The following is a 26,814-nucleotide window of genomic DNA, read 5'->3' on the forward strand; positions in this document are numbered from 1 at the left end:
AGGCCGGCCAGGCCCCGGGGAAGGGAAGAGGTCCGTGCGTCAGCCCGCGAAGGCGGGCTGGGCGACGCCCTTGCCCGCGCCCGGGACGACCAGGAGCGAGCCGGCCAGGGGCGGCGCGGGGTCCAGGCCCACCCGGGCCGTGGTGATGTACAGGTCGGTCAGGCCGGGGCCGCCGAAGGCGCAGGCGGTGACGCGCGGGACCGGGAGTTCGATCACCCGGTCCAGGGCGCCGGACGGGGTGTAGCGGCGTACCGCCCCGCCGTCCCACAGGGCCACCCACACGCAGCCCTCGGCGTCGACGGTGAGGCCGTCGGGGAAGCCCGCGCCGTCCTCGACCTCGGCCAGCGGGCGGCGGCCGGTGACCCTGCCGGTGTCCGCGTCGTGGTCGAAGACGTCGACACGGCGGGTGGGGGTGTCGATGTAGTACATCAGGCGCCCGTCGGGGCTCCAGCCGGTGCCGTTGCTCACCGTCACGTCGTCGAGGACGAGTTCGGCGGTGCCGTCGCCGGTGACGCGCGAGAGCGTGCCGCCGCCGGTGGCCTCGTCGTAGCGCATGGTGCCGGTCCACAGGGTGCCGTCGGGGGCGACGGCGGCGTCGTTGCCGCGGCGGCCGGGGACGGGCTCGTGGCGCAGCCAGCGGAAGGTGCCGTCGGGGTCGAGCAGGCCGATGCCGTCCCGCAGGTTGAGGACCAGGCCGCCGCCCGCGCGGGGCTTGACCGCGCCCACGTGTTGTTCGGTGCGGCGCAGGGTGCGCCGGCCGGTGGCCGGATCGTAGCTGTGGATACGGGAGTTGAGGATGTCGATCCACAGGAGGCGTTCGGCCGCCGGGTCCCAGGTGGGGCCCTCCCCCAGGGCGGACTCCGCCCGGACCGCGACCTCGTACGCGCCGTTGCGCGTCGTCGTCATGACGTCCTCCGGTGGCCGAGGCGCTCGGACAGGTCGTCGGCGCCCTTGGCGGCGAGCTGTTCCAGCTCGACGAGGCGGTCGTCGCTCCAGCGGATCATCGGTACGGAGATGGACAGCGCGGCGACCACCTGTCCGGTGCGGTCGCGGACCGGGGCGGCCACGCAGCTGACGTCCGGGTTGGACTCGCGGCTCTCCACGGCGACGCCCCGGGTCCGGATCCTGGCGAGGGCCTCGCGCAGGGCGGCCGGGTCGGTGATGCTGTTGGGGGTCATCGCGGCCAGCTCGGCGTCGTCGGGCAGGCGCGCGGCGAGTTCCTTCTCGGGGAGGGAGGCCAGCAGCATCTTGCCCACGGAGGTGCAGTGCGCGGGCAGTCGGCGGCCGGCCGCCGACACCATCCGTACCGCGTGGGTGGAGTCCACCTTGGCGATGTAGATGACGTCGGTGTCCTCCAGGATCGCCACGTGCACCGTCTCGTCGCAGGTCTCGGCGACGGACCGGGCCACCTGCTGGCCCTCGGCGGCGAGGTCGAGGTGCTCGGCGTAGCGGGCGCCGAGCTGGTACGGGCGTACGCCGAGCCGGTAGCGGCCGGGCTGGCCGGTCACCGGGACGATGTACTTCCGGGCGGCGAGCGTGGTCACCAGTTCGTGCACGGTGGTGCGCGGCAGCTGGAGCCTGCGCACTATGTCGGGGGCGGAGAGCGTCCCGTCCCCGTCGAGGAAGAGCTCGAGAATGTCGAGAGCCCGGGTCACGGCTGGTACGAGGCGTCCCACGACCGGCCCCTCCCTGTCTGTCTCAGCCCGTTCGAGATACCAACAGGCGATCGGAATGGCGAACACACAGGCTAGCCATCCGGACCCACCCGGGCAATGGCCTGCCGAAGAGTCGACGCCGACCCCGGCGCCCCCGGCGGTCGGACCGGTCTCGCCGACCCTGCCGATCCCACCTGCCCCGCCCGCTCCACCGACCCTGGCAACCCTGCCGCCCCTACCAGTTCGACCGGCTTTTGCCGGCCCCGCCGTCCCTACCCACCCTTGCCGGCCCAGCCTGCCCTGCCCACCCTGTCTGCCCCGCCGTCCCCGGCAAGCCCCACCAGCCCTGCCCGCCCCGGCAACCCCGACGACCTACCGCCCTTGCCGACTCCGCCTGCCCCGGTGGCCCTACCAGCCCCAGCGGACCTACCAGCCCTGCCCGGCCCGGCGACCCCGGCGACCTACCGCCCTTGCCGACCCCGCCGTCCCTGGCGACCCCGCCTGCCCCCGTGGCCCTACCCATCCCAGCGGACCTACCAGCCCTGCCGGACCTACCGCCCTTGCCGACCCCGCCATCCTCGGTGGCCCTGCCGGCCCTGCCGGCCCCGGCAACCCCTGGCGGCCTACCGCCCTTGCCGGCCCCGGTGGCCCGTTTCCCCTTGGAGGTCCACCAGGCCAGGACCTCCTACGTCGTCTCCCACGGTCTGCTCCGCCGCGTCCTGCCGCACCGCGCGCTCGGGGGTCCGCGCTGTGTGAACTCGGTACTGCTCCTCCCGGACGGCCGCCGCCCCGGAGCGCCGCCGGTGAGCGACGATGGTTTCCGTGCCTTCCGCGAATCCCCCCGGTAGCCCGTCCGGCCCGTTCACCCCGCTCGACTTCCAGCTCGTCCTGCTGCGCCGCATGGCCGACCACCAGCCCGGCCTGGTCGAGGACGCCCGTCGTGAACTGGGTGCCTCCCTCGCCGAGATGCGCGAGGCGAACAAGCGCTGGCAGGCCATGGTCCGCTCGCCTCGCTCCCGTTCGGCCCGTTTCAGGTACCGGTCCGTACTCGGCGAGCCGGAGTCCCGGGCCCGGCGCCGGATCGGCGACCTCGACTGCGAGGCGTCGCGGTGGCGGCTCCCGCTCTGGCCGGACCTCCGCTTCGAGATCCTCACCGCGCCCGGCGGCACCGTCTGGAACGAGTGGCTGGTCCGCGCGCCCGATGCCGCCCCGCCCGTCCTGCGCACCGTCGAGGACCTGACGCCGTGGTCCTGCACGGTCGACGAGGCCGCCCGCGCCTTCGCCCCGGCCCGTCCGCTCGAAGGCACCGCTCCCACCCGGTGAGGTCTCGCCTTCGTCGCGCCGGACGCGCGGGGCGGGCGGCACGAGGTGGTCGCCGAGTTCACCTGGGGCCTGCTGCAACGGACCGCGGTCGGCGATCCGCCCGTCAGCCAGTCCTTCAGCGGGCCGCCGCCCGGATGATCCCGTCCACCACCCGGGGTGTCGAACCCGTGCGTACGAACGGCCGGTCGGGCGCGAGGCCGGCAGGGCGCCACCGCCGACAGCCGATGATGTACGGAGGAATCGTGGTCGCGCTGGTACCGGCGGTGGTGTGGCTGGTGCCGGTCGTGCCCGGCTGAGGGTAGGAGCCCGGTCGGGCCCCGGTGCCCCCAGGAATGGCAGCTGTACAGCCCCAACGGTTAAGGAGTACGACGCGTGCCCTCTCTCTTCCCGACCCTGACCGACGGCGACGGCCCTGCCGCCGGCCGGCCCGCTCTCCGGTTCGGCGAGCGCTCACTGACGTACGGAGAACTCGCCGCCGTGGCCGGCCCGGTGATCGGGGCCGTCCGGGAAGCGCGGCGGGTCGCCGTCTGGGCGACCCCGACGCTGGAGACGGCGGTCGCGGTCACCGCGGCGCTGCTCGCCGGGGTGACCGTGGTGCCCCTGAACCCGAAGTCGGGCGAGAAGGAGCTCGGCCACATCCTGTCCGACAGCACCCCGGACCTGGTCCTCGCCGCGCCCGGCCAAGAACTCCCGGCGGCGCTGGGCGGCCTGGCCCGCCTGGACGTCGACCCGGCCGACCGCGCCCCCGGCGCGCTCCCCGGGGACCGCGCCGGGGGCCGCGCGGACGACGAGGACCCGGCCCTCGTCGTCTACACCTCCGGCACCACCGGCCCGCCCAAGGGCGCCGTCATCCCCCGTCGCGCGATCGCCGCCACCCTGGACGCGCTCGCCGACGCCTGGCAGTGGACCGGCGACGACGTCCTCGTCCACGGGCTCCCGCTGTTCCATGTGCACGGGCTGGTCCTGGGCATCCTGGGCCCGCTGCGCCGCGGCGGCTCGGTGCGTCACCTCGGCAGGTTCACCACCGAGGGGGTGACCCGGGAGCTGAGCGGCGGCGCGACCATGCTGTTCGGCGTGCCGACGATGTACCACCGCGTCGCGGAGGCGCTGCCCACCCGGCCGGAGCTGGCCAAGGCGCTGGCCGGGGCGCGGCTGCTGGTGTCGGGGTCGGCGGCGCTGCCCGTGCACGACCACGAGCGGATCGCGGCGGCCACCGGACGCCGGGTGGTCGAGCGGTACGGCATGACGGAGACGCTGATGAACACCAGCGTCCGCGCGGACGGCGAGGCCCGGCCCGGCACCGTGGGCGTGCCGCTGCCGGGCGTGGAGCTGCGGCTGGTGGAGGAGGACGGGTCCCCGGTGGCGGCGTACGACGGGGAGACCGTGGGCGAGATCCAGGTGCGCGGCCCGAACCTGTTCACCGAGTACCTGAACCGGCCGGACGCCACCGCGGGCGCCTTCACCGCCGACGGCTGGTTCCGCACCGGTGACATGGCGGTGCGCGACGCCGACGGCTACGTCCGCATCGTCGGTCGCAAGGCCACCGACCTGATCAAGAGCGGGGGGTACAAGATCGGCGCCGGTGAGATCGAGAACGCGCTGCTGGAACACCCCGGTGTCCGGGAGGCCGCGGTGACCGGGGAGCCGGACGCCGATCTGGGCGAGCGGATCGTCGCGTGGGTCGTCCCGGCGGATCCGGGGGCGCCGCCCGCTCTCGACGAACTGGCCGACCATGTCGCCGCCCGCCTGGCCCCGCACAAGCGTCCGCGGGTGCTCCACCGCCTCGCCGCGCTCCCCCGCAACGACATGGGGAAGATCATGAAGCGGGCGCTGCGCCACGACTGACCGGCTCACCGCGCGCGAGACCGTCGCCCGCGTCGCCGACGACGCGACCTTCGTCGAACTCCCCGATCCCGTCCGGGAGTCCGCCGAGTCCGCCGCATCGGCCCCCACCGCCCGCGTCGGCCCCGGCTGCCCGCATCGGCGGGGGGCGGTCATCGTCTTCTTCCCGCAGCACCTCGGCCGAGCCCGCGAGCCGTACGGGGCCGGGGGGGGGAGGTCCGGGTCCGTCCCTGCGGTTGCCGCGCCGCACCCGTTCGGCGGCCCCCCACCCGGCCCCCTACAAGGGGCGGCGGCCCTCTCGGGGGCGCACGATGGTCCTGAGGTCCGCCGTCCGGCGGACCTCAGGACCGCGCACTCGGGAGGATCTGCCGTGACCGCCAGTCTGGAGCAGTTGCGCCGCTGCCACTTCGCCGTCGACCTGGGAGCAGCCCGCACCCGGGTCTACGTCAAGGGTGCCGGTCTCGTCGTCGACCAGCCGTCCGCCGCCGCCGTGAACACCCGTACCGGCGCGCTGATCGCGGTCGGCGAGCTCGCGGAACGGATGAAAGGACGGACGCCGAACTACATCCGTGTCGTACGACCCGTGTCGGGCGGCACCGTCGTCGACATCGACATGGCGCAGCGCATGCTGCGGCATCTGCTCGGCGACCGGATCCGCCGCACGCTGCGCCGCCGGCCGGGCCTGCGCGCCGCGGCCTGCACGCCGTACGACGCCGATCCGCTGGCCCGGCGTGCCGCGATCGAGACCCTGGTCGGGCTGGGCGCCCGCCGGGTGGAGCTGGTCGACACGCTCATCGCCGCCGCCGTCGGCTGCGGGCTGCCCGTGGAACGTCCCGAGGCGACCATGATCCTGGTGTGCGGGGCGGCGACCACGCAGGTGGCCGTGCTCTCCCTCGGCTCGATCGTGACGGCCGAGCGCATGCCCGTCGGCGGTGACGCCGTGGACCACGCCATCGTCCAGCACCTGCGCCACCAGCACGAACTGATGCTGCCGAGCCAGTCCGTACGGCCGTTGCAGCTGGCCCTGTCCGGCAACGGGCTCACCCCGCACGGCCCGGAGTCGACGGAGATCCACGGCCGGGACGTCGCCACCGGCCTTCCCCGCTCGGTCAAGGTCGACACGGCCGCCGTGCGGAACGCCGTCCAGACCCCGTGGACAGCGGTACTGGACGGGATCGGCAAGGTGCTGCGGGGCTGCCCGCCCGACCTGGTCGCCGACCTCGCCGACCGCGGGATCATGATGGTCGGCGGCAGCGCCCTGTTGCCGGGCCTCGACCAGATGCTGCGGCAGGCGACGGGCATGCCGGTCCACATCGCCGAACGGCCGGACGTGTGCGCCGTCCAGGGACTGGGCGCCATGCTGGAGGGCAAGATCGCCCCCCTGGTACTGGACCCGCTGGCGACCTGAGCCACCGAGCCGGCCGTACCCGCCGTACCCGCCGTACCCGGCCGGAATTCCGGCCGGGTCGACGACAAGGGGTGTAGGGCGCGGCAAACCGGGCAGGCGCACCGCGAGTACTGCCCGGACCGCGCACGCTCCGCACTCCCGCACGCCCTGCCGTCCGGTCCACGGCGACCGACCCGTACGCCCGCCGGCCCGTACGCGTACCGACAAGGCGGTGTCATGACCTCCGCGGCCCCACCCCCTTCCTCGGGACGACCTTCCTCGGGACGACCTTCCTCGGGACGACGCAGCACCCTGGCCATCGGCGGCCGTATGGACGCGGACCGGGCGCTGCTCGCCCCGCGCGGTGAACTGGTCCACGGCTGCGCGGACACCCTCGCCCGGAAGCTGGCCCGGCTGCCCGCCCGCACGGCCCGGGTCGACCTGGACATGAGCGGGGTGCACTTCATGGACACGGCGGGACTGCGGTTCCTGGAGGTCCTGCGCGACCACGGCCGCCGGCGGTCGGTGCCGGTCACGGCCACTCGCTGGACCGGTCAGCCGCGCCGCATCCTGGCGCTCGTCGGCCTGGACACCACCGACCCGCTGCGCTCTCCCGGCAGGGACCGCGCGCCGGCGCCCGCCGCCACCCCTGCGGGGGCGGTGGAGCCGGCGAAACGGCCGCCCGTGCGGGAGGAGGAGGTCGAGCGGATCCGGGAGGCGATCGCCTCCCGGCCGGTCGTCGACCGGGCCCGCGGCATCCTCATGGCCGCCCACGGCTGCGGCTCGGAGACCGCCTGGCACATCCTGCGCGAGGCCTCCCGGCTGTCCGGCGCCCCGCTCCGTACGGTCGCCGCGGCGGTGACCGCCGATGCCGACCGGGCGGTCCCCCGCCCTCCAGAGGAGGTACGGAAGGCCCTGGCCACGGCCCTCGTCCGCCGCCTCCGGCCGCCCGGGGCCGGAACGGGCCCGGAGGCGGCGGACCCGGGCCCGGCCCACCGGTGAGCGCGCCGAGCGGCGTCACCGGGTCCGGAACGCCAGCACCACGTTGTGGCCGCCGAATCCGAAGGAATTGTTCAGGGCGGCGATACGCCCCTCGGGCAGCGGACGCGGCTCGTCGCGGACGATGTCCGCGGCCACCTCGGGGTCGACGGTGTCCAGGTTGACGGTCGGGGGCGCGAGCCGGTCCCGGAGCGCGAGGATCACGGCGACGGACTCGACCCCGCCGGCCCCGCCCATCAGGTGGCCCGTCATGGACTTGGTGGCGGAGACCGCGAAGTGGTCGGTGTCGTCGCCGAACACCGTGCGCAGCGCGGTGATCTCGGCGACGTCCCCCATCGGGGTCGAGGTGGCGTGCGCGTTGACGTGCACGATCTCGGCGGGTTTCAGGTCGTTGGCCTCCAGCAGGTTGCTCAGCGCGGCGGCGATGCCGCGGCCCGTCGGTTCGGGCCGGGTGATGTGGTGGCTGTCCGCGGAGAGCCCCTGCCCGACGGCCTCCGCGTACACGCGTGCGCCGCGCCGGGCCGCGTGCTCGGCCGACTCCAGCACCAGGACGCCCGCGCCCTCGCCCATGACGAAGCCGTCCCGGTCGACGTCGTAGGGGCGAGAGGCCGCCTCCGGGTCGTCGTTGCGCTTGGACATCGCCATCATGTTGCCGAAGGCGGCCATGTTCAGCGAACAGATGGCCGCCTCGGTGCCGCCCGCGAGGACGATGTCGGCGCGGCCGGTACGGAGCATCTCGATGGCGTAGCCGATGGCTTCGGCGCCCGTGGCGCAGGCGCTGACCGGACTGTGCACCCCGGCGCGGGCGTTGACGTCCCGGCCGACGGTGGCCGAGGGCGTACTGGCCATCATCATCTGCATCGCGTGCGGGGAAACCCCGCGCGGGCCCTGCTGCTTGAGCATCTCGTACTGGTCGAGCAGCGAGGTCATCCCTCCGATGGCGGAGGCGACGACCACGCCGAGCCGGTCCGGGTCCACCGGGGCGTCCGCGCCGGCCCGGCCGGTGAACCCGGCGTCGGCCCACGCCTCGCGCGCCGCGACGAGGGCGAACTGGGCCGCGCGGTCCAGCTTGCCGGTCTCGGATCCGGGCAGCACCTCCCTCGGCTCCACGGCGGCCTCGGCGGCGATGCGCACCTGGACCTCACGGGTCCAGTCGTGCCTCAGCGGGCGGACCCCGGAGCGGCCGGCCAGCAGTCCCCGCCAGGTGGAGGCGGCGTCCCCGCCGAGTGGTGTGGTGGCACCGAGACCGGTGACGACCACAGTGCGGTCAATCGCTGTCACTGGAACAACTCCACGTCTGGATACGGGTATTACGTGTGCTGCTATGACGAGTGCTGTTATTACGTGTGCTGTTATTACGGGTGCTGTCGGGCGGGGACGCCGCGAAAGGTGAGGGCGACGTTGTGCCCGCCGAACCCGGCCGAGTTCTTCACCGCGACGTTCCGCTCGCCCTCCAGCTTCCGCGGGCTGCCGTGCACGATGTCGACCGACAGGTCCTCACCGAGCCGCGTGAAGTTGCGGGTCGGCGGCACGATGCCGTGGTAGAGGGAGAGCACGGTGGCGATCGACTCGATCGCGCCGGCCCCGCCCAGGCTGTGCCCGGTCATCGACTTGTTCGCCGAGACCGCGGGCCCCCCGTCGGCGTCCCCGAACACGGCCCGGATGCCGTGTCCCTCGGCCGCGTCACCGGGGAGCGTGCCCGTGCCGTTGGCGTTCAGGTGGACCACCTCCTCGGGCCGGGCTCCGGCGTCGGCGAGCGAGTCCCGGATCGCCCTGGCGGTGCCGGTCCCGGCCGGGTCGGGCTGCACCATGTCGTAGGCGTCCGAGGAACTGCCCACACCGGCGAGTTCGGCGTAGATCCGCGCGCCGCGCTCCCGGGCGTGCTCCTCGGACTCCAGGACGAGGATGCCCGACCCCTCGCCGAGCACCATTCCGTCGCGGTCCGCGTCGTACGGGCGGGACGCCGAGGCCGGGTCGTCCACCCGCTTCGACAGGGCCCGCATCGACCCGAACGAGGCGAGGACCAGCGGGTGCAGCGGTGCCTCGGTGCCGCCGGCCACGACGACGTCCGCCTCGCCGCGGCGGATCAGCTCGGCCGCGGTGGCCAGCGCCTGCGTCCCGGAGGAGCAGGCGTTGACCGTGGCGTGCACCCCCGCCCGCGCGTTCACCAGCAGGGCTACGGCGGCCGCGGAGCCGTTGCCCATGGACATCGGCACCGTCAGCGGATGCACCCGGTTCCAGCCCCGGCTCTTGAGCGCCTCCCAGCCGCTGATCATCGCGTTCACGTCGCCCAGGGCGGCCGACACGACCACGGCCACCCGGCGCGACCCCGCCGGGGCGCTGTCGAGGCCGGCGTCGTTCCAGGCCTCCGCGGCGGCCGTCACGGCGAGCTGGGCGGAACGGCTCAGCCGGCGGCGCTGCTTGTGCTCGAGTGCGGGTCCGGGTTCGACCTTCACCCGCCCGCCGAGCGCCGGGGGCATGTCCTTCGTCCAGTCCTCGCCGTCCAGCAGCCGGATGCCGTTCTCGCCGAGGAGCAGCGCGTCCCAGGTGGTGGCCACGTCACCGCCGAGCGCGGTGGTGGTGCCGACACCGGTGACGACGGCCTTCGGGCGCGGTCGGCCCGCGGACTGCGGCGTGTGCGTGTTCTCGTGCTGTGCTGTGCTCCCGTGCTGCGGTGTGATCCCGTACGACGGGGTTTCCCCTGGCATGACTTCTCCTGTCAGGACGCGGGTGTGATCGGTGCGGGCGCGCCGGGGCCCGGGTCAGGACGACCGGGGCCGCTCCGTCTGCGCGAGCCGGTCGGCGAGCCGGCCGGAGTCCTTCTTGACCTGGCTGACCAGCACCTTGCGCAGCAGGGACTTCGGCATGATCCCGAAGTAGTCCCCGGGCTCCACGTCGAACGTCCAGTGCACGCCGGTGGTGCCGTCCGGGTGCTCGGTGTAGTCGTAGGTGCCGGTGTAGCCGAACGGCCCGTCCACCACGTGGAACCGGGAGCGGTGGCCCGGCTCGTACTCGGTGATGTCGACGGTGAACGTCATCCGCTTGCCGATCATCGCGAAGGTGATCTCGTACCGGCAGCCCTCGCGCGCGGTCCCGTTGAGCAGCTTCGTGTCCACGCAGCCGGACTGCCACTCGGGGTCGCGGGCGGGGTCGGACAGCCAGGCGAAGGCCTCCTTCGGCCCCACCGGAAGGTCGAACTCGTACTCGGCCCTGAGGGATGCGGTGTTCATCGCTGGTGTGCTCCCATGTGCGGTGCGATCGCCTCGGCGGCGACGGCGGCGTGCGGCGGATACATGACGGAGTTGTGGTCGCCGTGGACGTCGACGACCTGGAGCGATCCCTTGATCAGCGTGTCCCAGCCGAGCTTCGGCCCGTAGTCGACGGGTTCGTCCACGGCGCGCAGCAGCAGGAGGTCGAGGTCGCTGGGCTCGGGCAGATAGGTCTGCAGGGCGATGCCGTTGGCGAGGTACGCCTCGAAGTAGCGCAGGATCTGGTCGCGGTCCGCGTCCTCGGCGAGGACGCCGATGGCGGCGGCCCGGCGCAGGATGTGGTCGAAGGCGGCGTCGCCCCCGAGTTCCCGCAGGTGCTCGGCGGGGATGTCGAGGCTCTTGCCGTAGGGCACCGCGAGGTCCCGCGCGAACCACGACAGGATCGTCGCGTCGTCCGCGGTCTGAGGGATGTTCTCCTCGATCGGGGCGCGGCTGTCGATGGCGGCGAGGAGTTCGATCTCCTCGCCGGCGGCGCGCAGCCGGCCGGCCACCTCGTAGGCGATCACCCCGCCGAAGCACCAGCCGCCGAGGGCGTACGGCCCGGTGGGCTGGATCTCCCTGAGGTACTCGATGTACCGGGTGGCCATCCCCTCGACGCTCACCTCGGCCTCGCCCGTGCTCTCGATGCCGGGCGCCTCCACCGCCAGGACCGCGCGGCCCGGGGGGAGGTGGCGGGTCAGCTCGACGTAGCAGAAGACGGTGCCGCCGAAGGGGTGGAACAGGAACAGCGGCCTGCTTCCCTCCTCCCCCTCGCGCAGGGTGACGACCGGGATGCGGGGGGTCTCCTGGCCGCCGCGCCGTACGGTCGTGGCCAGTTCGGCGATGGTGCCCTGCCGCAGCAGTTCGGAGATCGGGATCTCCACGTCCCATTCCTCGCGGATGGCGGCGCTGAGCCGCACGGCGAGCAGTGAGTGACCGCCCACGTCGAAGAAGTTGTCGTGCACGCCGACCTCGGGGATGCCGAGGATCTCCGTCCACATGCGGGCCAGCGTGATCTCCGTGGCGTCGCGCGGCTTCTCGAAGACGGCGTCCGAGGTGACCTCGGGCTCCGGCAGCCGGTTGCGGTCGATCTTCTTGTTGGCCGTCAGCGGGAGTTCGTCCAGGACGACGAGGAGGCCCGGCACCATGTACGGGGGCAGCGACACGGCCGCCGCCTTCCTGATCTCGGCCGTACTCGGTTCGGTACCGGGTTCGTTACCGGGTTCGGGCACCACGTAGCCGACGAGCCGGTCGTCGCGGACCACCACGACGGCCGCGGAGACCCCGTCCACCGCCTGCAGCACGGCCTCGACCTCGGCGAGTTCGATGCGGTAGCCGCGCAGCTTGACCTGGTTGTCGAGACGGCCGTGGTGCAGCAGCCGGCCGTCGCTGTTCCAGCGGGCCCGGTCACCGGTGCGGTACAGCCGCTGCCGCGGGGCGGCGGGCAGCCCGGTGACGAACCGCTCCGCGGTCAGCTCGGGCCGGTCCCAGTACCCGGCGGCGAGGCCCTCGCCGCCGATCCACAGCTCGCCGGGGAAGCCCGGTTCGACGGCGCGTCCCCGCGGATCCAGCACGTACAGCCGCGTGTTGGCGAGGGGGCGGCCGATGTCGATGCCGGCGGCGGGGTCGACCGGGCCCTCGGTGGACCAGATGGTCGTCTCGGTCGGCCCGTACACGTTGCGCAGGCTCGCCACCCGGCCGGACAGGAACTCGGCCAGTTCCAGGGGCAGTTCCTCGCCGCCGCAGAGCACGTTCAGCCGCGGGGAGCCGTCCCAGCCGGCGTCGCGCAGCATGCGCCACGAGGTGGGGGTGGCCTGCATCCAGGTCGCGCCGGACTCCTCGATGCGGACCGCGAGCCGGGCGCCGTCGGCGGCCGTGTCGCTGTCGCACACGATCACGCGCCCGCCGGCCACCAGGGGCATGAACAGTTCCAGCCCGGCGATGTCGAACGAGACCGTGGTGACGGCGAGCAGACTGTCGAAGGCGCCGAACCCGGTGGTGTCGCGCATCGACAGCAGCAGGTTGACCAGGGCACGGTGCCCGATCGCCACGCCCTTGGGGCGGCCGGTGGAACCGGAGGTGTAGAGGATGTACGCCAGCCCCCTGCCGTCCGGGTCCGTCCCCTTCCTGCCCGTCCCCTCCGTGTCCGTCCCCTCCGTGTCCGTCCCCTTCGCGGTCCCGGTGCCGCCGGGCTCCGGCACGGTCTCCGGCGCCCCGGCACCGGTGACGCCCGCCGCCAGGTCGTCCAGATGCAGCACGGGGAGTCCGAGTCCGGGCAGCGGGTCCTCCCCCGTGCCGCGCTCACCGAGCAGCAGCCGCGCGCGGGAGTCCTCGGCCATGTAGGCGAGCCGCTCCACCGGCAGTTTGGGGTCCAGGGGCACATAGGCGGCGTCGGCCTCCAGCACGCCGAGCAGGGCGGCCACCAGCGGTGCCCCGCGTTCCGCCATCACCGCGACCCGGTCGCCCGCGGCGATGCCCGCGGCGCGCAGGGCCGCCGCGACCTCCTCGGTCCGCTCCAGCAGCCGCGCGTAGCTCCATTCCTCGCCGTCGGCGACGAGGGCGGTCGCGTCGGGGGTGCGCCGGACCTGGTCCCGGAAGAGGTCCGGGAGCCTGGCGTCGGGCAGCGCGCGTACGGGGCCGGAGCCCTGGGCGGCGAGCCGCGCCGACTGGCGCTCGTCGCCCCGGGCGAGGCTGTGCAGCGGTGCGTCCGGCTGCCGGACCAGGCTCTGAACGGTCGCGACAAAGGTGGCGGCCAGGTCGCGGGCCGTGCCCGGCTCGAAGATGTCGGTGTTGTAGCGCAGGACACCCGCGAAGGCGCCGTCTCGCTCCCCGCCCATCTCGACCCACAGGTCCGTCTGACCCTCCTGCTGCGGCACCGGGTAGGGCCGCAAGGTGGCTCCGGCGACGTCCAGTTCGGCCGTCCGGTCCGGGTCCAGCAGGAAGAAGGCGTCCATGTCGGTGAGGAACGGCAGCCGGTCCCAGGCGAATCCGGCCTGGTACAGCGGGGTCCGGCTCGGGTCGCGGGGCGGCGCGAGTTCCCGGACCAGCCAGGGGAACGGCAGTTCCTGGGCCCGCATCGCCTCGAGCACCCGGGCCCGTACGGAGGCGAGCACCTCCCGGTACGTCGCGGTCTCCTCGACCTCACCGCGTACGACGACGGTATTGACGAAGTTGCCGAGCGCGTCGCGGTACTGGCGCTGCAGCCTGCCAGAGGTCGGGGTGCCGACCAGGACGTCGGACTGGCCGCTCAGCCGGCTCAACAGCACGAAGTAGGCGGACAGCAGCACCATGTACGGCGTCGCCGCGGCCTCGCGCGCCAACTCCCTTACGGTGTCCGTCGCTTCGGCCGACAGGGCGAACGGTACCGAGCCGCCCTCGTACGTCGGGGCCGGCGGCCGGGGCCGGTCGCCGTACAGGTCGAGGCCGGGAGGCGCGTCGGCGAGCCGTGCCGCCTCGTCGGCGACCAGCGCGGCGGCCTTCCCGCCGGCCAGGAAGGTCCGCTGCTGCTCGGCGTAGGCCGCGAAGGCACCGCCGTCCAGGGTGAACTGTCCCGGTTTTCCCTCCAGTCGGCCGCGGACCTCGCCGAGCAGCAGGGCCAGTGACCAGAAGTCGGCGGCGGCATGGTGCAGCACGGCCGCGAACACCCAGGTGTGCTCGCCTGTCCGGTACAGGTGGATGCGCCACAGCGGCGGCCGGGACAGGTCGAACGGTGTGCGGGTGTCGGTCCTGACGCGGTCCCGCAGCGTCGCCGGGTCCATGCCGCGGGCGTCGGTGTGCCGGATGTCGAGCGGCACGGACTCCTGGACCCGCTGTGCCGGCCCGTTCTCACCGGGCTGGAAGCAGACGCGTAAGGCGTCGTGCTCGGCCATCAGGTCGCGGAGGATCGCCTCGGTCCTGCGGCCGAGTTCGGCGTCGGCGGTGACCTCGGCCGCGAACACGATGTGGTAGGCGGAGCACTGCGGGTCGGTCTCGTGGATGAACCAGAGGCCGGCCTGCTGCGCGTTGACGAGCGGCGGCGCGGCAGCCGCCGGAGACGCGGTGGTCATGGGTGTCCCGGTCGTCATCACTGGCCGTCCGCGGTGGCCGGGACGGGCACGGTGTTCATCAGGTTCCAGAGCGCCTCGGAGAGGCTGTCGACCGTCGGGTGGTCCCACAGCAGGTCCACCGGCAGGTCGGAGAGCCCGCAGGCGTCCTCGATCTCCATGCCGACGGCGAGCGCCGCCATGGAGTCGAGGCCGTACGAGGTGAACGGCTGGTCGGTGGCCAGTTCGGCGGCGGGTACGCCGGCCTCGGCGGCGACCGCCTGGGTGAGGACGTGCTTCACGTCGTCGAGCGTCATGTTCGTGGTGTTCATCGCAGGTCGGGACCTTCCGGTGTGCAGGTGTGCAGGTGAGCAGGTGGATCGTCGGACGGGCGGCGGATCGTGCGCCGGGCGGGTCGATCGTCCGGCGGGCGGGCGGGTGCCGGGTCAGGCGGCGGAGGCCGGCCGGTCTGCGCCGTGGCGCGCCTCGTGCGCCTCGTGCGTGCCCGGGGCGGCCTGGCGCATGGTCCTGAGGGAGAAGAACTCGTGCTTCTCGCGCTGGGAGTTCATGCGGTCGAAGAGGGTGCGGGCGGTCCGGGGGTCGAGGTCGCCGACCTCGTACTGGTGGACCTGCTCACGGGCCAGGGCGGCCTCGAGCCAGGCCCCGTCGGCGAAGAACGCGTCGAGGTGGTCCCGGTTGTGGAGCCAGATCCCGAGGGCGGCGACCTTGGCGTGCAGGGCGCACAGGTCCTCCGCCAGCCTCATCAGCCGCGGTGGGGTGGTCTTGGTGGAGGCCGACGGCGTTGCCGCCGGTGCCCTGCGCAGGTCCTGGAAACGCGTGTAGAGCGCGTCGAGCCGTTCGCGCAGTTCCCCGGCCCGGGTCCGCAGTGCGGTGAGCCGTTCCTCGTCGCAGCCGGCGCTGGGTGCGAGGCCGGCGAGACGGTCGATGAGCGCGGGGAGGCTGGCGAAGGTCGCGTCCCGGCCGCGGCCGAACACACTCACCCGGGCCGGCTGGAACGGGGGCAGTTCGGCCCGCAGGTCGTACAGCGTGCTCCAGTCCTCGTCGCGGGGCCGCCCGTGGGACTTGGCGAGGGCTGCCAGTTGCTGGGTGATGCTGTCCAGGCAGACCGGCTCACTGCCGTCGAAGACGGACACGACGGCGCCGTCGCGGAGCATCTTCTGGAAGATGCCGACGTGTTCCGCTGCCCGCATGTAGTACCGGGCGCCCAGCGTGCGGGCGAGCGCCTTGCCGGCGAAGTCGACGAGGCGGGCCACCTGGACCTTGGCGGCGTTGCCCCAGACGCTGAACTCCTCGGTGTACAGATGCAGTCCGCGCATCGCGACCAGGCTCTCGCACTCGGCGACCAGCAGGCTCAGGTAGGCGTTGGCGAGGGATTCGGTGACGTACGGGATCTCGCTCGCCGGCCCGTCGTACAGCGTCCGGCCGGCGAGGAAGCCGCCCACCGTCCGCAGCATGGTGTCGCCCGTGCCGAGGGACAGGCCGGTGCACAGGGTGCGGGTGATCAGCAGGCCGCGCAAGGACAGTTCGAGCCCTTCCCCCTCGGCACCCAGCCGGGCGGAGGCGTCCACCCGGGCGTCGTCGAAGGAGACTCCGCTGATGTCGCATCCGCGCAGGCCGTACGTGGGGACGCGGGGTACGCCGGTCACCTCGCCGGAGACGACACGCGACCTGTCCACGAGGAACATGGACTGCTTGCGCTTGGCCGGCACACCGTCGTCGCCCGTGGCGCCGAGGAGCACCACATGGGTCGAGGTCCGGCCCCGGTTGATGGGCCATTTCTCGCCGGTGAGGACGTACTGCCCGTCGTCCGGGGTGGCCACCAGTTCGTTGGCGGCCAGGTCGGCGCCGTGGCCGGGCTCCGAGTAGGCCAGGCAGGGGACGACCCCTCCGCGCAGCACGGTGCTCGCCCACTGGGCCCGCTGTCCGGCGTCGCCGCCGATCCAGGCGAGCATCATCCAGATCTGGGTGCTCTCGCTCACGGCCACGTTCATGTCGCGGCGGGCGATCACACGGGTGAGCATCAGCAGTTCCTCGGTGCTCCGGAGGTCTCCGCCCAGCCAGTCGGGCACGAAGTACCGGTGAAATCCGAAGGCCCGCACCCGGCCGATTCCGTCGGCCGGCAATTCCTCACGTTCGTCGAGCTCCAGGCTCCGGGCGAAGGACAAGGAGTTGGCCTCCACATCGGGGTCGCCCAGCCACTCCTCCAATTCCTCGGCCGGCGCGGCGGCACTGATCGGGCGCTTCTCCGGTTCGCCGGAGAGGGCACCCGCAAGCGGCTTTTCGGACACGAATTCGCGCATGGAGCACTCCAATTCAGTGCATGACAAAGATGAAGTCGGCACCGGCCGGTCCTTTCCACGGAATGCGCCAGGGATCAGCCGACGGCTTCCGATGAATTCCGGCCGTGCAGGAATCGGCCCAGGGCAGTGCGCAGCACGGCGTCGTGCCGCGGCACCAGCTCAGGCGGAAAGGGCGCCGCGGCCTGGATCGCGCAAGGGCGCCAGACGCGGACACCAGAAAAAGGGCAGGTCACCGACGCCGGCCCGATGCCGGCACCGGCGTCATCTACAGCGACAGCAGAACAGAATGCGGTTCACTCGAACGTCCCCCGTGACGTATTGATGCTTCTCGGCAGGGGTCGGCCGGAATCCCGTCCGGCCACCCCTCCCCGAGACCTTCCCCGTTGTGGTTGCACATTCGACAACCTGCCGCCACCATGGGTGGCTTCGCTCTATGCCAGGACTCTAACATTCACAAGCCTTCACGGTTTGTGACGCCCGTCACTATTTTACGCCCCCTTTGCGCAAGTATTCGATCCGGTCGGAACCTTGAATTCCGTTCGCCACGAATGAAGGATGTATGAATTCCGCTTGACCCGCCTTTCGCGTCGGTTGAATTTGAAATTGACACGGATTCAACATCTCCCGCCCCAGCAGTCCTTCGCCGGCACACAAAAACGCCCGGCCGGGATGTCCGGCCGGGCGTCGGTGTCATGTCGGTGCCGCCGTGCGGCGACGGTGGGTCAGGAGCGGATCAGCAGCGGCTCAGGAGGGCGCGCCCACCGGCACGTCCGGCCGCAGCTCGCCGTCCTCGTCGAGGTCCGGCGGGATCGTCGACAGCGCACTCGCGTGGAGGTCCTTGGTCCGCAGCATCAGGAAGCCGATGAGCGCGGCGATGAACCCGAGGATCGCGCAGAGGGTCATGGCGCCGTGGAAGGCGGTCATGAACGCGTCCCGCCCGGCGGCGACCACCTGCTCCTGCAGTGCACCCGCGTTCGCGGCGACCGCGTCGAACGCGCCGGCGCTGATGCCGTGGGCGGCCTCCTCGGCGGCGGCATCACCCATCTGCCGTCCGGCCGCCGACGCGGCGAACTCGTCGGCCACCCGGTTCTGGAAGAAGGCGCCCACACCCGCGATACCGACGGCGACACCGACCTGCTGGAAGGTCTCGTTGATCCCGGACGCGACACCGGACTTGGCCGGTTCGGCGACGCCGATGGCCAGCGCCGCACGGGCCGGGTTGAAGGCGCCCATGCCGAAGCCGGAGATGACCAGGGCCGGGATGAGCACGGTCCAGGCCGAGTCCGCCTCCGCCAGGTTGAGGAAGAGCAGGCCGATCCCCATGACGAGGGTGGAGCCGCCGAGCAGCACCCGGAAGGGGACCTTGCCGATGAGTCCGCCGCCGATCGCGCCGGCGACGAACATCGCGGCCGTCAGTGGAAGGAACCGCAGCCCCGCGTCCCAGGCGTCCATGCCCAGCATGTTCTGGAAGTAGCTGGTCTCGAAGAAGACCGACGGCAGGGCGCCGGCGTTGCCGATCATGGCGACGAGGGAGATGCCGACGAAGGTGGGGTTGCGGAAGAACGCCAGGTCGATCATCGCGCGCTCGCCCAGTCGCCGCTCGATGAACAGGAACACCGCCAGGAAGACCGCGCTGGCCGCGTACAGGCCGAGCGTGTTGACGCTGGTCCAGCCCTCCTCGGGTGCCCGGATGGTGGCGAACACCAGGGCCCCGAGCGCGATGCTGAAGGTGATCAGTCCGGCCCAGTCGGTGGGATGGGCCCGCCGGTTGAGCGACTCGCGCACTCGCAGCGCGCCGACGAGGACGGCGACGATGCCGACCGGCACGTTGATGTAGAAGATCCAGCGCCAGGACAGCGAGCTGGTCAGCGAACCGCCGATGAGCGGCCCGGTGGCGACGGCGAGGCCGACGGCGGCACCGAACACGGTGAAGGCGGTCGCCCGCTCCTTGCCGTGGAACTCGTGGCTGAGCATGGCCGGGCCGACCGCGAACATGACGGCCGCACCGACGCCCTGCACGGCGCGGTAGAGGCTCAGCGCGGTGGCGTCGCCGGCCAGACCGCAGGCGAGCGAGGCGATGGTGAAGACGGCGAAGCCCACCTGGAAGAGCCGCTTGCGGCCGAGCCGGTCGGCGAGCGAGCCCGCTGCCACCAGGAAGATCGCAAGGGTGAGGGCGTAGGCGTCGAAGACCCACTGCAGGTCGGCGAAGCTGCTGTCCAGGGACTCGTGGATCGCCGGCAGCGCGACGGCCACCACGCTCAGGTCGAGCATCAGCATGAACGTGCCCAACGCGACGATCCCCAGGGTCCACCACCTTGCGGGCGATGGTGCGCGTTCTGCGGACATGAGGGGGACTCTCCTATCAACCGGATTCATCGATGATGGAAAAATAGATGATTGGAAAGTCCGGGTCAACCGCAATCACAGTGGGTAACGAGGATCCGGCCGTCGCCTGCGCAACCCCGCGGCAGGACGCACGCGCGGTCACAGACGGACGGCGGACGGACGGCAAGAAGCGGCGGGGCAAGCGACGGGAAGCGGCGGACAAACGAAAGCGGGCGGACCCTCAAGGGCCCGCCCGCACCACCGCCACCGCCGTCAACTCACCTCTGTGCCGCCCGCGTCCGTCAGTCGGAACAGACGGACGCGGGCCAGCGGCCCGCCAGCATCCGGTCGAGCATCCTGCGCATCACTTCGCGCTCGTCGTCGTCGAGCGTGCCGAAGAACGCCGTCTCGACCTCGGTGACCACACTGTCCACCGCCGCCAGCGCCGCCCGGCCGGCGTCGGTGAGGATCAGGTTGTACCGCCGCCGGTCGGCGGGGTTGCGCCGCCGCTCGACGTGCTGGTTGCGCTCCATCTCGTCGATGACCGTCACGACCGTGGTCGGGTCGAGGTTGAGCAGCCGGCTCAGGTCCTGCTGGGAGAGCTCGGGTCCTCCGGCCAGCGAGGCCAGCACGAAGAAGTACCGGCTGCGCATGCCGACCGTCTCCAGCGCCTTCTCCACGTCCTCGAGCAGCAGCAGCGCCGCCTTGTGGAGCAGGTATCCGGGACGCTCGGCGATGAAGAAGTCCTCACGTGGCCGCAGTTGCGCCCCGTCCCGCTCGGCATTGCCGCCACTGCGCGCCATGGGCCGACTCCCTTCAACCATACGAAACGTCCACCATCGAAGATACCAACGCTTCGGACGCCCGGAACATGCCCGCGCAGCACGCGGGACTGCCGGGAGCACGGCGCGGCGAGGTTCGGGGCACTGCTTCGATCGGGTCCGGCGAGGGCTGAACGGCCGGGGTGTCGGGATACTCGGTATCCGAGGACGGCTGGGACCGCAGGGTGGCCGAAGGGTGTGCGGTGGAGCGGGCGGAACAAGCTCATCCGCAACACGATCTGCTTCGACGGACACGGAATCACCCAGGCCCTCATCGTCCTCCTGCTCTACCTGGTCATCGCCGGAGCCGCCCTCGGCTTCCTCGACCGGTTCCGCACACCCAAGCTTCCCGTGGCCCCCGAAACCGAGGCCGAAGCCGCCGCCGTGACCGTCCCGATCGGGGCCGCGCCATGGCCCGAGGAAGCATCCGTCGTGGTGATGACAGACCGCAATCCCCCGAGCAGTGTCAGGCGGCGTCCGGACCGGGACGGCCTCCCTGCACGGCTCGTGCCGTTCCCGTGGGGGAGTCAGGAGTTTCCATACGCTTCCTTCGGTTTCGGCGGCCCCAGTCTCAGTGATGTCGGCGACGGGTGAGCCGACCCGCGTGAGCAGCTGAGCTGTACGGCGCCATCACCGACTTCATTGCGACTGCCCTGCGGGCGTTGCTGTTGCCGACGGTTTGAACGGCTGGCTGGTGAAGCTGGTGGGGCAGGTTGCCGCAGGGGAATCAGCAGTAAAATTTACGATAAACACATCAGAGAATCCTGATGGAACGGACAGCACCATGACTGCATCGACTGGCGCCATACAGCAGCCCCGCCCCGTTCAGTCCGGTGTTCCAGGCGTGGACGCGGGAGACAAGAGTCCCCGCGCGGCAGCCGAAGCGGCCGTCGCACACAACGCCGTGGTGGTTGACGTATTCGGCAAGCAGCTGGAACTGCCGCCGCCGAACCACCTCGTCTTCATCGCGGGGCTGGGCGTGCTCGCCGCACTGGAGATCATCGAATGGCCGGTGGCGCTTGCCATAACAGTCGGGCACCAGCTTGCTCACAGCCACCACGGCCGCGCATTGCGCGAGTTCGGTGACGCTCTGGAAGAGGCCTGAGGCATCAGTGGGTGGTCGCGAGCAGAAGAACGCGTGATCATCGGGTCCACTCGTGGGAAGTCCAGGCGCGGACCCGACTGACCAGCGCGGGGAGGAAGAGGGAGCCCGGGGTCGCCGCTGCCTCGGAGGACAGGGCGATGGCCCGGGCGACAGGGCCAAGGGGGGTGCAGCCGAAGAAGTGGCTGAGACCGGGGGTCTCGACGACGACGGCCAGGGCGGCCGGGGAGCCGAGAGCGGAGGCGAGGATCGCCCGGCTGCGGCCGCCGGCCAGGAGGGTGCCGGAAAGCGGACCTGGAGCGTCAGGTCGCCCGGACCGTGCAGAGCGCAACGGTCCGGGGTCTCACGGTCAGTGACGTGGTGACGGAGGCCGGCTCCGGCTTGAACGGGCACCGGCGCCGGACATAACCTGGCCGCCCTCGCGGCCCGCACCACAGGTACCGGAGTGGCCGGAGACCTGGACCCCGCCGAGGCGGAGCCGAAGCCCCGTGGAACCGACCGGAAGACCCGCACCACCCACCCGCGCCGCACGGCCGGAACGGGCGGGCAGGTGGCGCAACCCCCGGCCCCCGGGCCAGGACGGAAACGGGAGACCGTCAACGGGACACCGGCGCTCAACTCGCGCTCCGGTGAGACCGTTACGGACCATTCCGGTGGAAACACCGGGATTGCCGAGATCACTTGATGATCAAAGCAACGGACCTTGCGCACCCGCACCACGACCGCCGCCGCTCTGACCGTGCTCGCCCTCGCGCTCACCGCGTGCAACAGCGAAGAGGAGCCCGCCGCCGTGGACAGCCGCAGCCGGTCGGCCGGCATCAGCGCCGAGGACAAGGCCAAGGCCCGCGAAGCCGCCGGCCTCCCGCCCGAGCCGAGCGCCACGGCCCGGTACAGGTTCCTCGAGGCATGGGACGCCATCGACCGCCGCGTCTCGAAGCCCGGCACGGACGAGCAGGCCGTGAGCCGCGGGCTGAACCAGTGCGGCTCCATCAATGCCTCCCCGGACGACAGGGACAAGCTGGTCCGGCAGACGCTGGAGCGGTTCACCATCACGACGCGCCTGCCCGAGATCAGCACCCCGGAGACCGACGGGAAGATCCTGGACGCAGTACACACATACCTCTGCCCCGACTTCTGAACGGACGGACTGCACAGTGGAAGGGGCGTGACCCGTGGCCGACCTGTACGGCTCCTACAGCGAGCTGGCGGCCGCCGAGACGGAGGGAGTCGACTACGAACGCCGCCAGGTCCTCGTCGCCGGGGCGACGTGGTGTTCCCTCGCGGTCCACGGCGGCGGCATCGAGGGCGGGTCCGGGAAGGCGGCCCGCGCGGTCGGCGCCGGACTGATGTCGCACTACGAGTTCGCCGGACTCAAGCCGTCCGGGAACGCTGATCTGCACGTCACCAGCACGAACTTCGACGAGCCGGTCGGTGAGGGCATCGTCCGCGCCTCCCGCCACTGCCTGTCCTTCCACGGCTGCACCGGAACCACCGGCCTGGCCGAGACAGCCGTCGGCGGCCTCGACGTGGACCTGGTCGCCCGGGTGACGGGGCGTCTGCGGAGCGCCGGATTCTCGGTCGTCACCGCGCCGTCCGAGATCGCGGGCACCCACCCGGCCAACATCTGCAACAAGACCCTGGCCTCTGCCGGGGTGCAGCTGGAACTGAGCAGAGCCCAGCGTGAGGCGTTCTTCCCCGGCGGGGACCTGACCCGGGCGATGCGCGACAGTGGCCGTCGCACCGAGACATTCCATGCCTACGTGGCCGCCGTCCGTGCCGCGTTCCAGGACCGCGGACGGGTCTCCTCCGACGGCCGGCTCGTGATCTCCGGATGAGCGGCCCCGCGGGCCGGGAGGCCGGCCCGCGGGTTTCTGTCAGTCGTCGTTGAGGTGGTCCCGCAGCGCGTGCGAGCGTGAGGGATGGCGCAGCTTGTTCATCGTCCTGGCCTCGACCTGGCGTATGCGTTCGCGTGTCACGCCGTAGAACTTGCCGATCTCCTCGATGACCACCTCGCGGCCCACACATGGTACGGCCGTCGGACGGGTTGGCACCGAGGTTCCAGTGGAGGAGGGCGCCCCCGACACCCCCGACACCTCCGCATCACGGGCAGAACGGGAGAGCCTCACGTGGTGTGCTGCTCACCGAGGATGGCCGAGTCGAGCAGTTTCTCGGTCTCCCCGTCGGTCAGCGAGAGCGCCAGTGCGAGTTCTGCGAGGATCGGCCGGCGGGCGTGCTTGAGCATGTCCTTCTCCGCCGCAGAAAGCCCGCGCTCCTCCTGACGTCGCATGAGGTTACGAACGACGCCGGCGGTGAGCAGAAGGTCGCCGACCCGGAGTGCCTCACTGTTGGCCTTGAACCGCCGCGACCAAGCCTCCTCCTGCTCATCTGCGGGAGCCTTCAGGACACCGAGCAATTCTTGTACCTGTGTCGCGGCGTAGACCGATCGCAGGCCCACCTCGTCGGCCTTCTCGACCGGAACGGCGATGCGCAGGTCGGTCCGGTGGATTTGGAACTGGACGTAGCGCCTGCTCTTGCCGTTGACCGAGCGATCGAGAACCTCGGTGACGGTGGCCGGACCGTGGTGGGGATGAATGAGTGTCTGCCCCTCGGAGAACTGCATGCTGTTCAAGCCTCGCTGTGCGTGCGGCGCCGCGCTCGGCCGTGCCCGAGCGTGAGCAGGGCGTACGGCCGTCCCACCGCTCAGCCCCGACCGCAGACGGTCGGTGGCGGGCAAGTGTGGGAGCGCAGAGACCGACGCGGTCATACGGATGAGCGCGCAAAGCCTCTGCGAACCAGCTCTTCCATTTTCTCACCACGTCGCGCGTGGCTCTGGATGTCATCCCGGTCACACCCATGGATCGCCGGCGAGGCAACTCGGCCTCGGGCCGCAGGTGGACCGTGTCCTGCAGGCGCAGCTCCCGACGAGCCTCCGGCCGCATACCTCCAGTGACGGAATCCTGGCTGAGGGGGCGCAGCGCGTCGAACAGCTCCAGCGAATCGCTGTCACGGACCGACGCGCCGCATTTCGCCATGACCGTCTTCAGCACGGTCGGGTTCGGAAACATTACCCCGCGGGCGAAGAGACCCGGCTGCTCACCACGGGGCGGATGACGGTGGACCGCCTACTGACCGGAGTGGCGGCCCGGCTTCTGGTGAACGCGGTGCAGGAAGGCAGACGACGGCGCGACCGGCCGGCCACCGGCGGCGAGAACGGCGCCGCGCCCACCGCCCGGTGTCCCGGCAAAACGTGGACAGCTCCAGGTCGGCACAGCACCTCACCTCGGTCACCGTGTATGCCGGTGGGAGCGTCGGCGCAGAGTGAAGGCGCAGGCAAGCATGCCGAGGCCCCAGGCGATCAGAAGGGCTCCCCAGAGCGGCATGATCACCTCTGGAATGAGAAGGCGGATCTTGACGCTCGCGCGGTTCTCGAAAATGAAAACCAGAGCGATCGCGGTGATCAGAACGAACGGTGCGAAGCGGCGGACACCAGGGCGGGAGAAGAATGGCGTGTGTGTCTTGTGGTGTGTGCTGGTCCGAGTCATGGGATGCCTCTCAATCACACGGTGCCCCTGGATCCAGCGTCCTCTTCCACCACGTGGCTCGCTGCCGAAGCGACCGCGGCCCCTGCACGGCGCCGCTCGCCGCGGTCGGGCCACGCCGCGTACAAGCCGTGCCGGGCCCTGGGAGTGGGACGTCAAGCGGCTCTCGGCGAGTCTCGTCATCGCGGGCCGGGCAAACGGCGTCGACGATGCCGAGCGCGCCCGCATCGTGAGCTCCACGGTACGTTCGTACCGCGAGGCGATGGTCCGCTTCGCACTGCCGCGGCGTAGGGGACTGCCCCTCTCGCACCAGGGCGACTCCCGCCCGACGTGACTCCGCCGGCCTCGGCCCACCAACCGGTTGACCTCCGTAGCGGGTCGCGGACCGTCCTCCGGGGCGACTGGGACGATTCGCGCATGGCACCCGGAACAGACACGGCCGAGAGCTCGGCACCGACGCGCATCGTCCTGCTGACACTCGCGGCCGGGCAGTTCCTGATGGCGCTCGACAGCTCGGTCATGAACGTCTCGATCGCGACGGTGGCCGAAGACGTGGGCACGACGGTGACGGGTATCCAGGGCGCCATCACGGCCTACACCCTCGTGATGGCGATGTTCATGATCCCCGGCGGCAAGACAGGGGCGCTGATCGGCCGCAAACGCGCGTTCATGATCGGCTGCCTCATCTACGGCTGCGGCTCCCTCACCACGGCGCTCGCACCGAACCTGCCCGTGCTGCTGCTCGGCTGGTCGTTTCTCGAGGGCGTGGGGGCGGCACTCATCCTGCCCGCGATCGTGGCGCTCGTGGCGAGCAACTTCGCCGCTGAACGCCGTCCGGCCGCCTACGGTCTCGTCGCGGCCGCAGGGGCTGTGGCGATCGCGGTCGGGCCGCTCATCGGGGGTGTCGCGACGACGTACTTCTCCTGGCGGTGGATCTTCGCCGGTGAGGTCGTGATGGTGCTCGGCATCCTGGTGCTCGCCGGCCGCATCGCTGACGCGCCGGTCGGAGAACGCCCTCGCATCGATCTCGTCGGTGTCGTGCTGTCCTCGCTCGGGCTCGGGATCTTCGTCTACGGCGTACTCCGCTCGGACGAATGGGGCTGGTTCCAGCCGAAGCCCGACGCGCCCTCGTGGCTCGGGGTTTCGCTGGCCGTGTGGCTGATGCTGGCCGGTCTGCTGCTGGTCCGGCTCTTCCTCCGCTGGGAAGCCCGCAGGGTGGAGCGGTGCAGGGAACCACTCATCGACCCGGCCATGCTGCGCAACAGGCAGCTCACCGGCGGACTGACGATGTTCTTCTTCCAGTACCTCGTTCAGATGGGCGTGTTCTTCGTCGTACCGCTCTACCTGTCGGTCGCCCTGGGTCTGTCCGCGCTCACGACCGGCGCCCGCATCCTGCCGCTCTCCGTGGCGCTGCTGGCGGCCGCCGTCCTGATCCCCCGTTTCTTCCCGGACGTCTCGCCTCGGCGGGTGGTGCGACTCGGGATCCTCGCGTTGCTCGCGGGCGCGGTGGTCCTGATGGCCGCGCTCGACGCGGACGCCGGCGCGGAGATCGTCACCATCCCCCTCCTGCTGATCGGACTCGGCATGGGCGCACTGGCGTCCCAGCTCGGGTCGGTCACCGTGTCCGCGGTGCCCGAAGCACAGAGCGCAGAGGTCGGCGGCGTCCAGAACGCCGTCACCAACCTCGGCGCCTCGATCGGTACGGCACTCGCCGGGTCACTCATGATCGCCGTGCTGACGACTTCCTTCCTCACCAGCGTGGACCGGAATCCGGCGATCCCGGCCGAGGTCAAGAGCCAGGCGACTGTCGAACTCCAAGGCGGCGCACCCTTCTTGTCGGACGCCCAGCTCAAGTCCGCCCTCGACGAAGCGGGCACGAGCACGGAGGTGACTCAAGCGGCACTCGACGCGAACACCGAGGCCAGGATCGATGGTCTGCGCGCCGCACTCGCCATCCTCGCCTTCACCGCTCTTCTCGCGATGTTCTTCACCTCACGGATCCCGGAGACCCAGCCCCGTTCGACGGAGCCATAGCCGCGGGACGGCTGGAACCAAGCCGTCCTTGCTTCACCGCTCCGACGGACTGGGAGCGGCGCACAGCGCTCGGATCACGAAGCCGTTGACCGCGGATCAGGACGGTGTCCCGGAACGGCGCGCAGGGGATACCGGTGGCGCCCTGGAACAGGCGATACCGGCGGGAGTGATGGGCACGGGGTCGGCAAAGCGCCGG

Annotated in this window: 23 protein-coding genes and 2 pseudogenes; 11 read left to right on the forward strand and 14 right to left on the reverse strand. The window is 71.7% G+C overall.

The genetic code is table 11. The features are described from left to right. Positions 1–39 precede the first annotated feature (39 nt). Both ACFP2V_RS17585 and ACFP2V_RS17590 read right to left on the reverse strand, forming a co-directional pair. The gene (locus ACFP2V_RS17585) at positions 40–906 is read right to left on the reverse strand and encodes an SMP-30/gluconolactonase/LRE family protein (RefSeq protein ID WP_381212718.1); all 867 of its coding nucleotides are present in this window, start codon (positions 904–906) and stop codon (positions 40–42) included. After that, complete coding sequence (locus tag ACFP2V_RS17590) at positions 903–1,676, reverse strand: IclR family transcriptional regulator (protein ID WP_381212721.1); 774 nt, start codon at positions 1,674–1,676, stop codon at positions 903–905. Before ACFP2V_RS17590 ends, ACFP2V_RS17585 begins: the two co-directional genes overlap by 4 nt. A 792-nt stretch (positions 1,677–2,468) precedes the next feature. Here ACFP2V_RS17590 and ACFP2V_RS17595 point away from each other — a divergent pair. From ACFP2V_RS17595 to ACFP2V_RS17610, 4 genes and pseudogenes are all read left to right on the forward strand, one after another. Next, positions 2,469–3,116 (forward strand): annotated as a pseudogene (locus ACFP2V_RS17595) (hypothetical protein). A 234-nt stretch (positions 3,117–3,350) separates the two neighbouring features. After that, a complete protein-coding gene (locus tag ACFP2V_RS17600) occupies positions 3,351–4,823 on the forward strand; it encodes an acyl-CoA synthetase (protein ID WP_381212723.1) in 1,473 nt (490 codons plus the stop codon). 367 nt (positions 4,824–5,190) lie between these two features. Next, entirely contained in the window at positions 5,191–6,228 is a 1,038-nt protein-coding gene (locus ACFP2V_RS17605) for a rod shape-determining protein (protein ID WP_381212726.1), read from the forward strand. A gap of 309 nt (positions 6,229–6,537) precedes the next feature. Further along, positions 6,538–7,209, forward strand: a complete 672-nt coding sequence (locus tag ACFP2V_RS17610; protein WP_381212729.1) for an ANTAR domain-containing protein — start codon at positions 6,538–6,540, stop codon at positions 7,207–7,209. 15 nt (positions 7,210–7,224) lie between these two features. On the opposite strand, the gene ACFP2V_RS17615 is transcribed toward ACFP2V_RS17610, so the two are convergent. From ACFP2V_RS17615 to ACFP2V_RS17650, 8 genes are all read right to left on the reverse strand, one after another. Next, the gene (locus tag ACFP2V_RS17615) at positions 7,225–8,487 is read right to left on the reverse strand and encodes a beta-ketoacyl-[acyl-carrier-protein] synthase family protein (RefSeq protein ID WP_381212732.1); all 1,263 of its coding nucleotides are present in this window, start codon (positions 8,485–8,487) and stop codon (positions 7,225–7,227) included. 74 nt (positions 8,488–8,561) lie between these two features. After that, a complete protein-coding gene (locus tag ACFP2V_RS17620; RefSeq protein WP_381212735.1) occupies positions 8,562–9,914 on the reverse strand; it encodes a beta-ketoacyl-[acyl-carrier-protein] synthase family protein in 1,353 nt (450 codons plus the stop codon). Positions 9,915–9,968: 54 nt separating this feature from the next. Continuing rightward, a complete protein-coding gene (locus ACFP2V_RS17625) occupies positions 9,969–10,436 on the reverse strand; it encodes an SRPBCC family protein (protein WP_381212738.1) in 468 nt (155 codons plus the stop codon). Next, complete coding sequence (locus ACFP2V_RS17630; RefSeq protein WP_381212741.1) at positions 10,433–14,500, reverse strand: non-ribosomal peptide synthetase; 4,068 nt, start codon at positions 14,498–14,500, stop codon at positions 10,433–10,435. Before ACFP2V_RS17630 ends, ACFP2V_RS17625 begins: the two co-directional genes overlap by 4 nt. Before the next feature lie 17 nt (positions 14,501–14,517). Next, positions 14,518–14,808 carry an acyl carrier protein gene (locus ACFP2V_RS17635; RefSeq protein ID WP_381212744.1) on the reverse strand — a complete coding sequence of 97 codons (291 nt, stop codon included), beginning with the start codon at positions 14,806–14,808 and terminating at the stop codon, positions 14,518–14,520. Between the two features lie 114 nt (positions 14,809–14,922). After that, positions 14,923–16,797: an acyl-CoA dehydrogenase gene (locus ACFP2V_RS17640; protein WP_381212747.1), complete on the reverse strand. Its 1,875-nt coding sequence runs from the start codon at positions 16,795–16,797 to the stop codon at positions 14,923–14,925. Between the two features lie 744 nt (positions 16,798–17,541). Beyond that, positions 17,542–19,143 (reverse strand): MFS transporter, encoded by a 1,602-nt coding sequence (locus tag ACFP2V_RS17645; RefSeq protein ID WP_381212750.1) that lies wholly within the window; start codon positions 19,141–19,143, stop codon positions 17,542–17,544. Positions 19,144–19,424: 281 nt separating this feature from the next. Further along, positions 19,425–19,925 carry a MarR family winged helix-turn-helix transcriptional regulator gene (locus tag ACFP2V_RS17650; RefSeq protein ID WP_381212753.1) on the reverse strand — a complete coding sequence of 167 codons (501 nt, stop codon included), beginning with the start codon at positions 19,923–19,925 and terminating at the stop codon, positions 19,425–19,427. Positions 19,926–20,141: 216 nt separating this feature from the next. On the opposite strand from ACFP2V_RS17650, the gene ACFP2V_RS17655 reads away from it, so the two are divergent. Both ACFP2V_RS17655 and ACFP2V_RS17660 read left to right on the forward strand, forming a co-directional pair. Beyond that, positions 20,142–20,537, forward strand: coding sequence for a hypothetical protein (locus ACFP2V_RS17655; RefSeq protein ID WP_381212755.1), 396 nt, complete (start codon positions 20,142–20,144; stop codon positions 20,535–20,537). Between the two features lie 85 nt (positions 20,538–20,622). Next, entirely contained in the window at positions 20,623–21,048 is a 426-nt protein-coding gene (locus ACFP2V_RS17660; RefSeq protein ID WP_381212758.1) for a hypothetical protein, read from the forward strand. A 37-nt stretch (positions 21,049–21,085) separates the two neighbouring features. On the opposite strand, the gene ACFP2V_RS17665 is transcribed toward ACFP2V_RS17660, so the two are convergent. Beyond that, complete coding sequence (locus tag ACFP2V_RS17665) at positions 21,086–21,376, reverse strand: hypothetical protein (RefSeq protein ID WP_381212761.1); 291 nt, start codon at positions 21,374–21,376, stop codon at positions 21,086–21,088. A 372-nt stretch (positions 21,377–21,748) separates the two neighbouring features. Between ACFP2V_RS17665 and ACFP2V_RS17670 the strand changes: the two genes are divergently transcribed. After that, on the forward strand, positions 21,749–22,183 hold the full coding sequence (locus tag ACFP2V_RS17670) for a hypothetical protein (RefSeq protein WP_381212764.1): 435 nt from the start codon (positions 21,749–21,751) through the stop codon (positions 22,181–22,183). Between the two features lie 34 nt (positions 22,184–22,217). Beyond that, on the forward strand, positions 22,218–22,880 hold the full coding sequence (locus ACFP2V_RS17675; protein ID WP_381212767.1) for a poly-gamma-glutamate hydrolase family protein: 663 nt from the start codon (positions 22,218–22,220) through the stop codon (positions 22,878–22,880). A 39-nt stretch (positions 22,881–22,919) separates the two neighbouring features. Here the strand turns inward: ACFP2V_RS17675 and ACFP2V_RS38680 are convergent, their stop codons facing one another. Together ACFP2V_RS38680 and ACFP2V_RS17685 are read right to left on the reverse strand one after the other, a co-directional pair. Next, positions 22,920–23,171 carry a sigma factor-like helix-turn-helix DNA-binding protein gene (locus tag ACFP2V_RS38680; RefSeq protein WP_465269205.1) on the reverse strand — a complete coding sequence of 84 codons (252 nt, stop codon included), beginning with the start codon at positions 23,169–23,171 and terminating at the stop codon, positions 22,920–22,922. Continuing rightward, positions 23,168–23,665, reverse strand: a complete 498-nt coding sequence (locus tag ACFP2V_RS17685; RefSeq protein ID WP_381212770.1) for a CarD family transcriptional regulator — start codon at positions 23,663–23,665, stop codon at positions 23,168–23,170. The genes ACFP2V_RS38680 and ACFP2V_RS17685 overlap by 4 nt, the downstream gene beginning before the upstream one ends. Before the next feature lie 233 nt (positions 23,666–23,898). Between ACFP2V_RS17685 and ACFP2V_RS17690 the strand changes: the two genes are divergently transcribed. Beyond that, a complete protein-coding gene (locus ACFP2V_RS17690) occupies positions 23,899–24,156 on the forward strand; it encodes an ion channel (RefSeq protein WP_381212866.1) in 258 nt (85 codons plus the stop codon). A gap of 173 nt (positions 24,157–24,329) precedes the next feature. On the opposite strand, the gene ACFP2V_RS17695 is transcribed toward ACFP2V_RS17690, so the two are convergent. After that, positions 24,330–24,587 (reverse strand): hypothetical protein, encoded by a 258-nt coding sequence (locus tag ACFP2V_RS17695; RefSeq protein ID WP_381212772.1) that lies wholly within the window; start codon positions 24,585–24,587, stop codon positions 24,330–24,332. A 133-nt stretch (positions 24,588–24,720) separates the two neighbouring features. On the opposite strand from ACFP2V_RS17695, the pseudogene ACFP2V_RS17700 reads away from it, so the two are divergent. Both ACFP2V_RS17700 and ACFP2V_RS17705 read left to right on the forward strand, forming a co-directional pair. After that, positions 24,721–24,861 (forward strand): annotated as a pseudogene (locus ACFP2V_RS17700) (DUF2252 family protein); the annotation flags it as partial. 140 nt (positions 24,862–25,001) lie between these two features. Beyond that, entirely contained in the window at positions 25,002–26,618 is a 1,617-nt protein-coding gene (locus ACFP2V_RS17705) for an MFS transporter (protein ID WP_381212775.1), read from the forward strand. The last annotated feature ends 196 nt before the right edge of the window (positions 26,619–26,814 follow it).

This window comes from Streptomyces incanus (assembly GCF_042656345.1).
GTDB lineage: Bacteria > Actinomycetota > Actinomycetes > Streptomycetales > Streptomycetaceae > Streptomyces > Streptomyces incanus.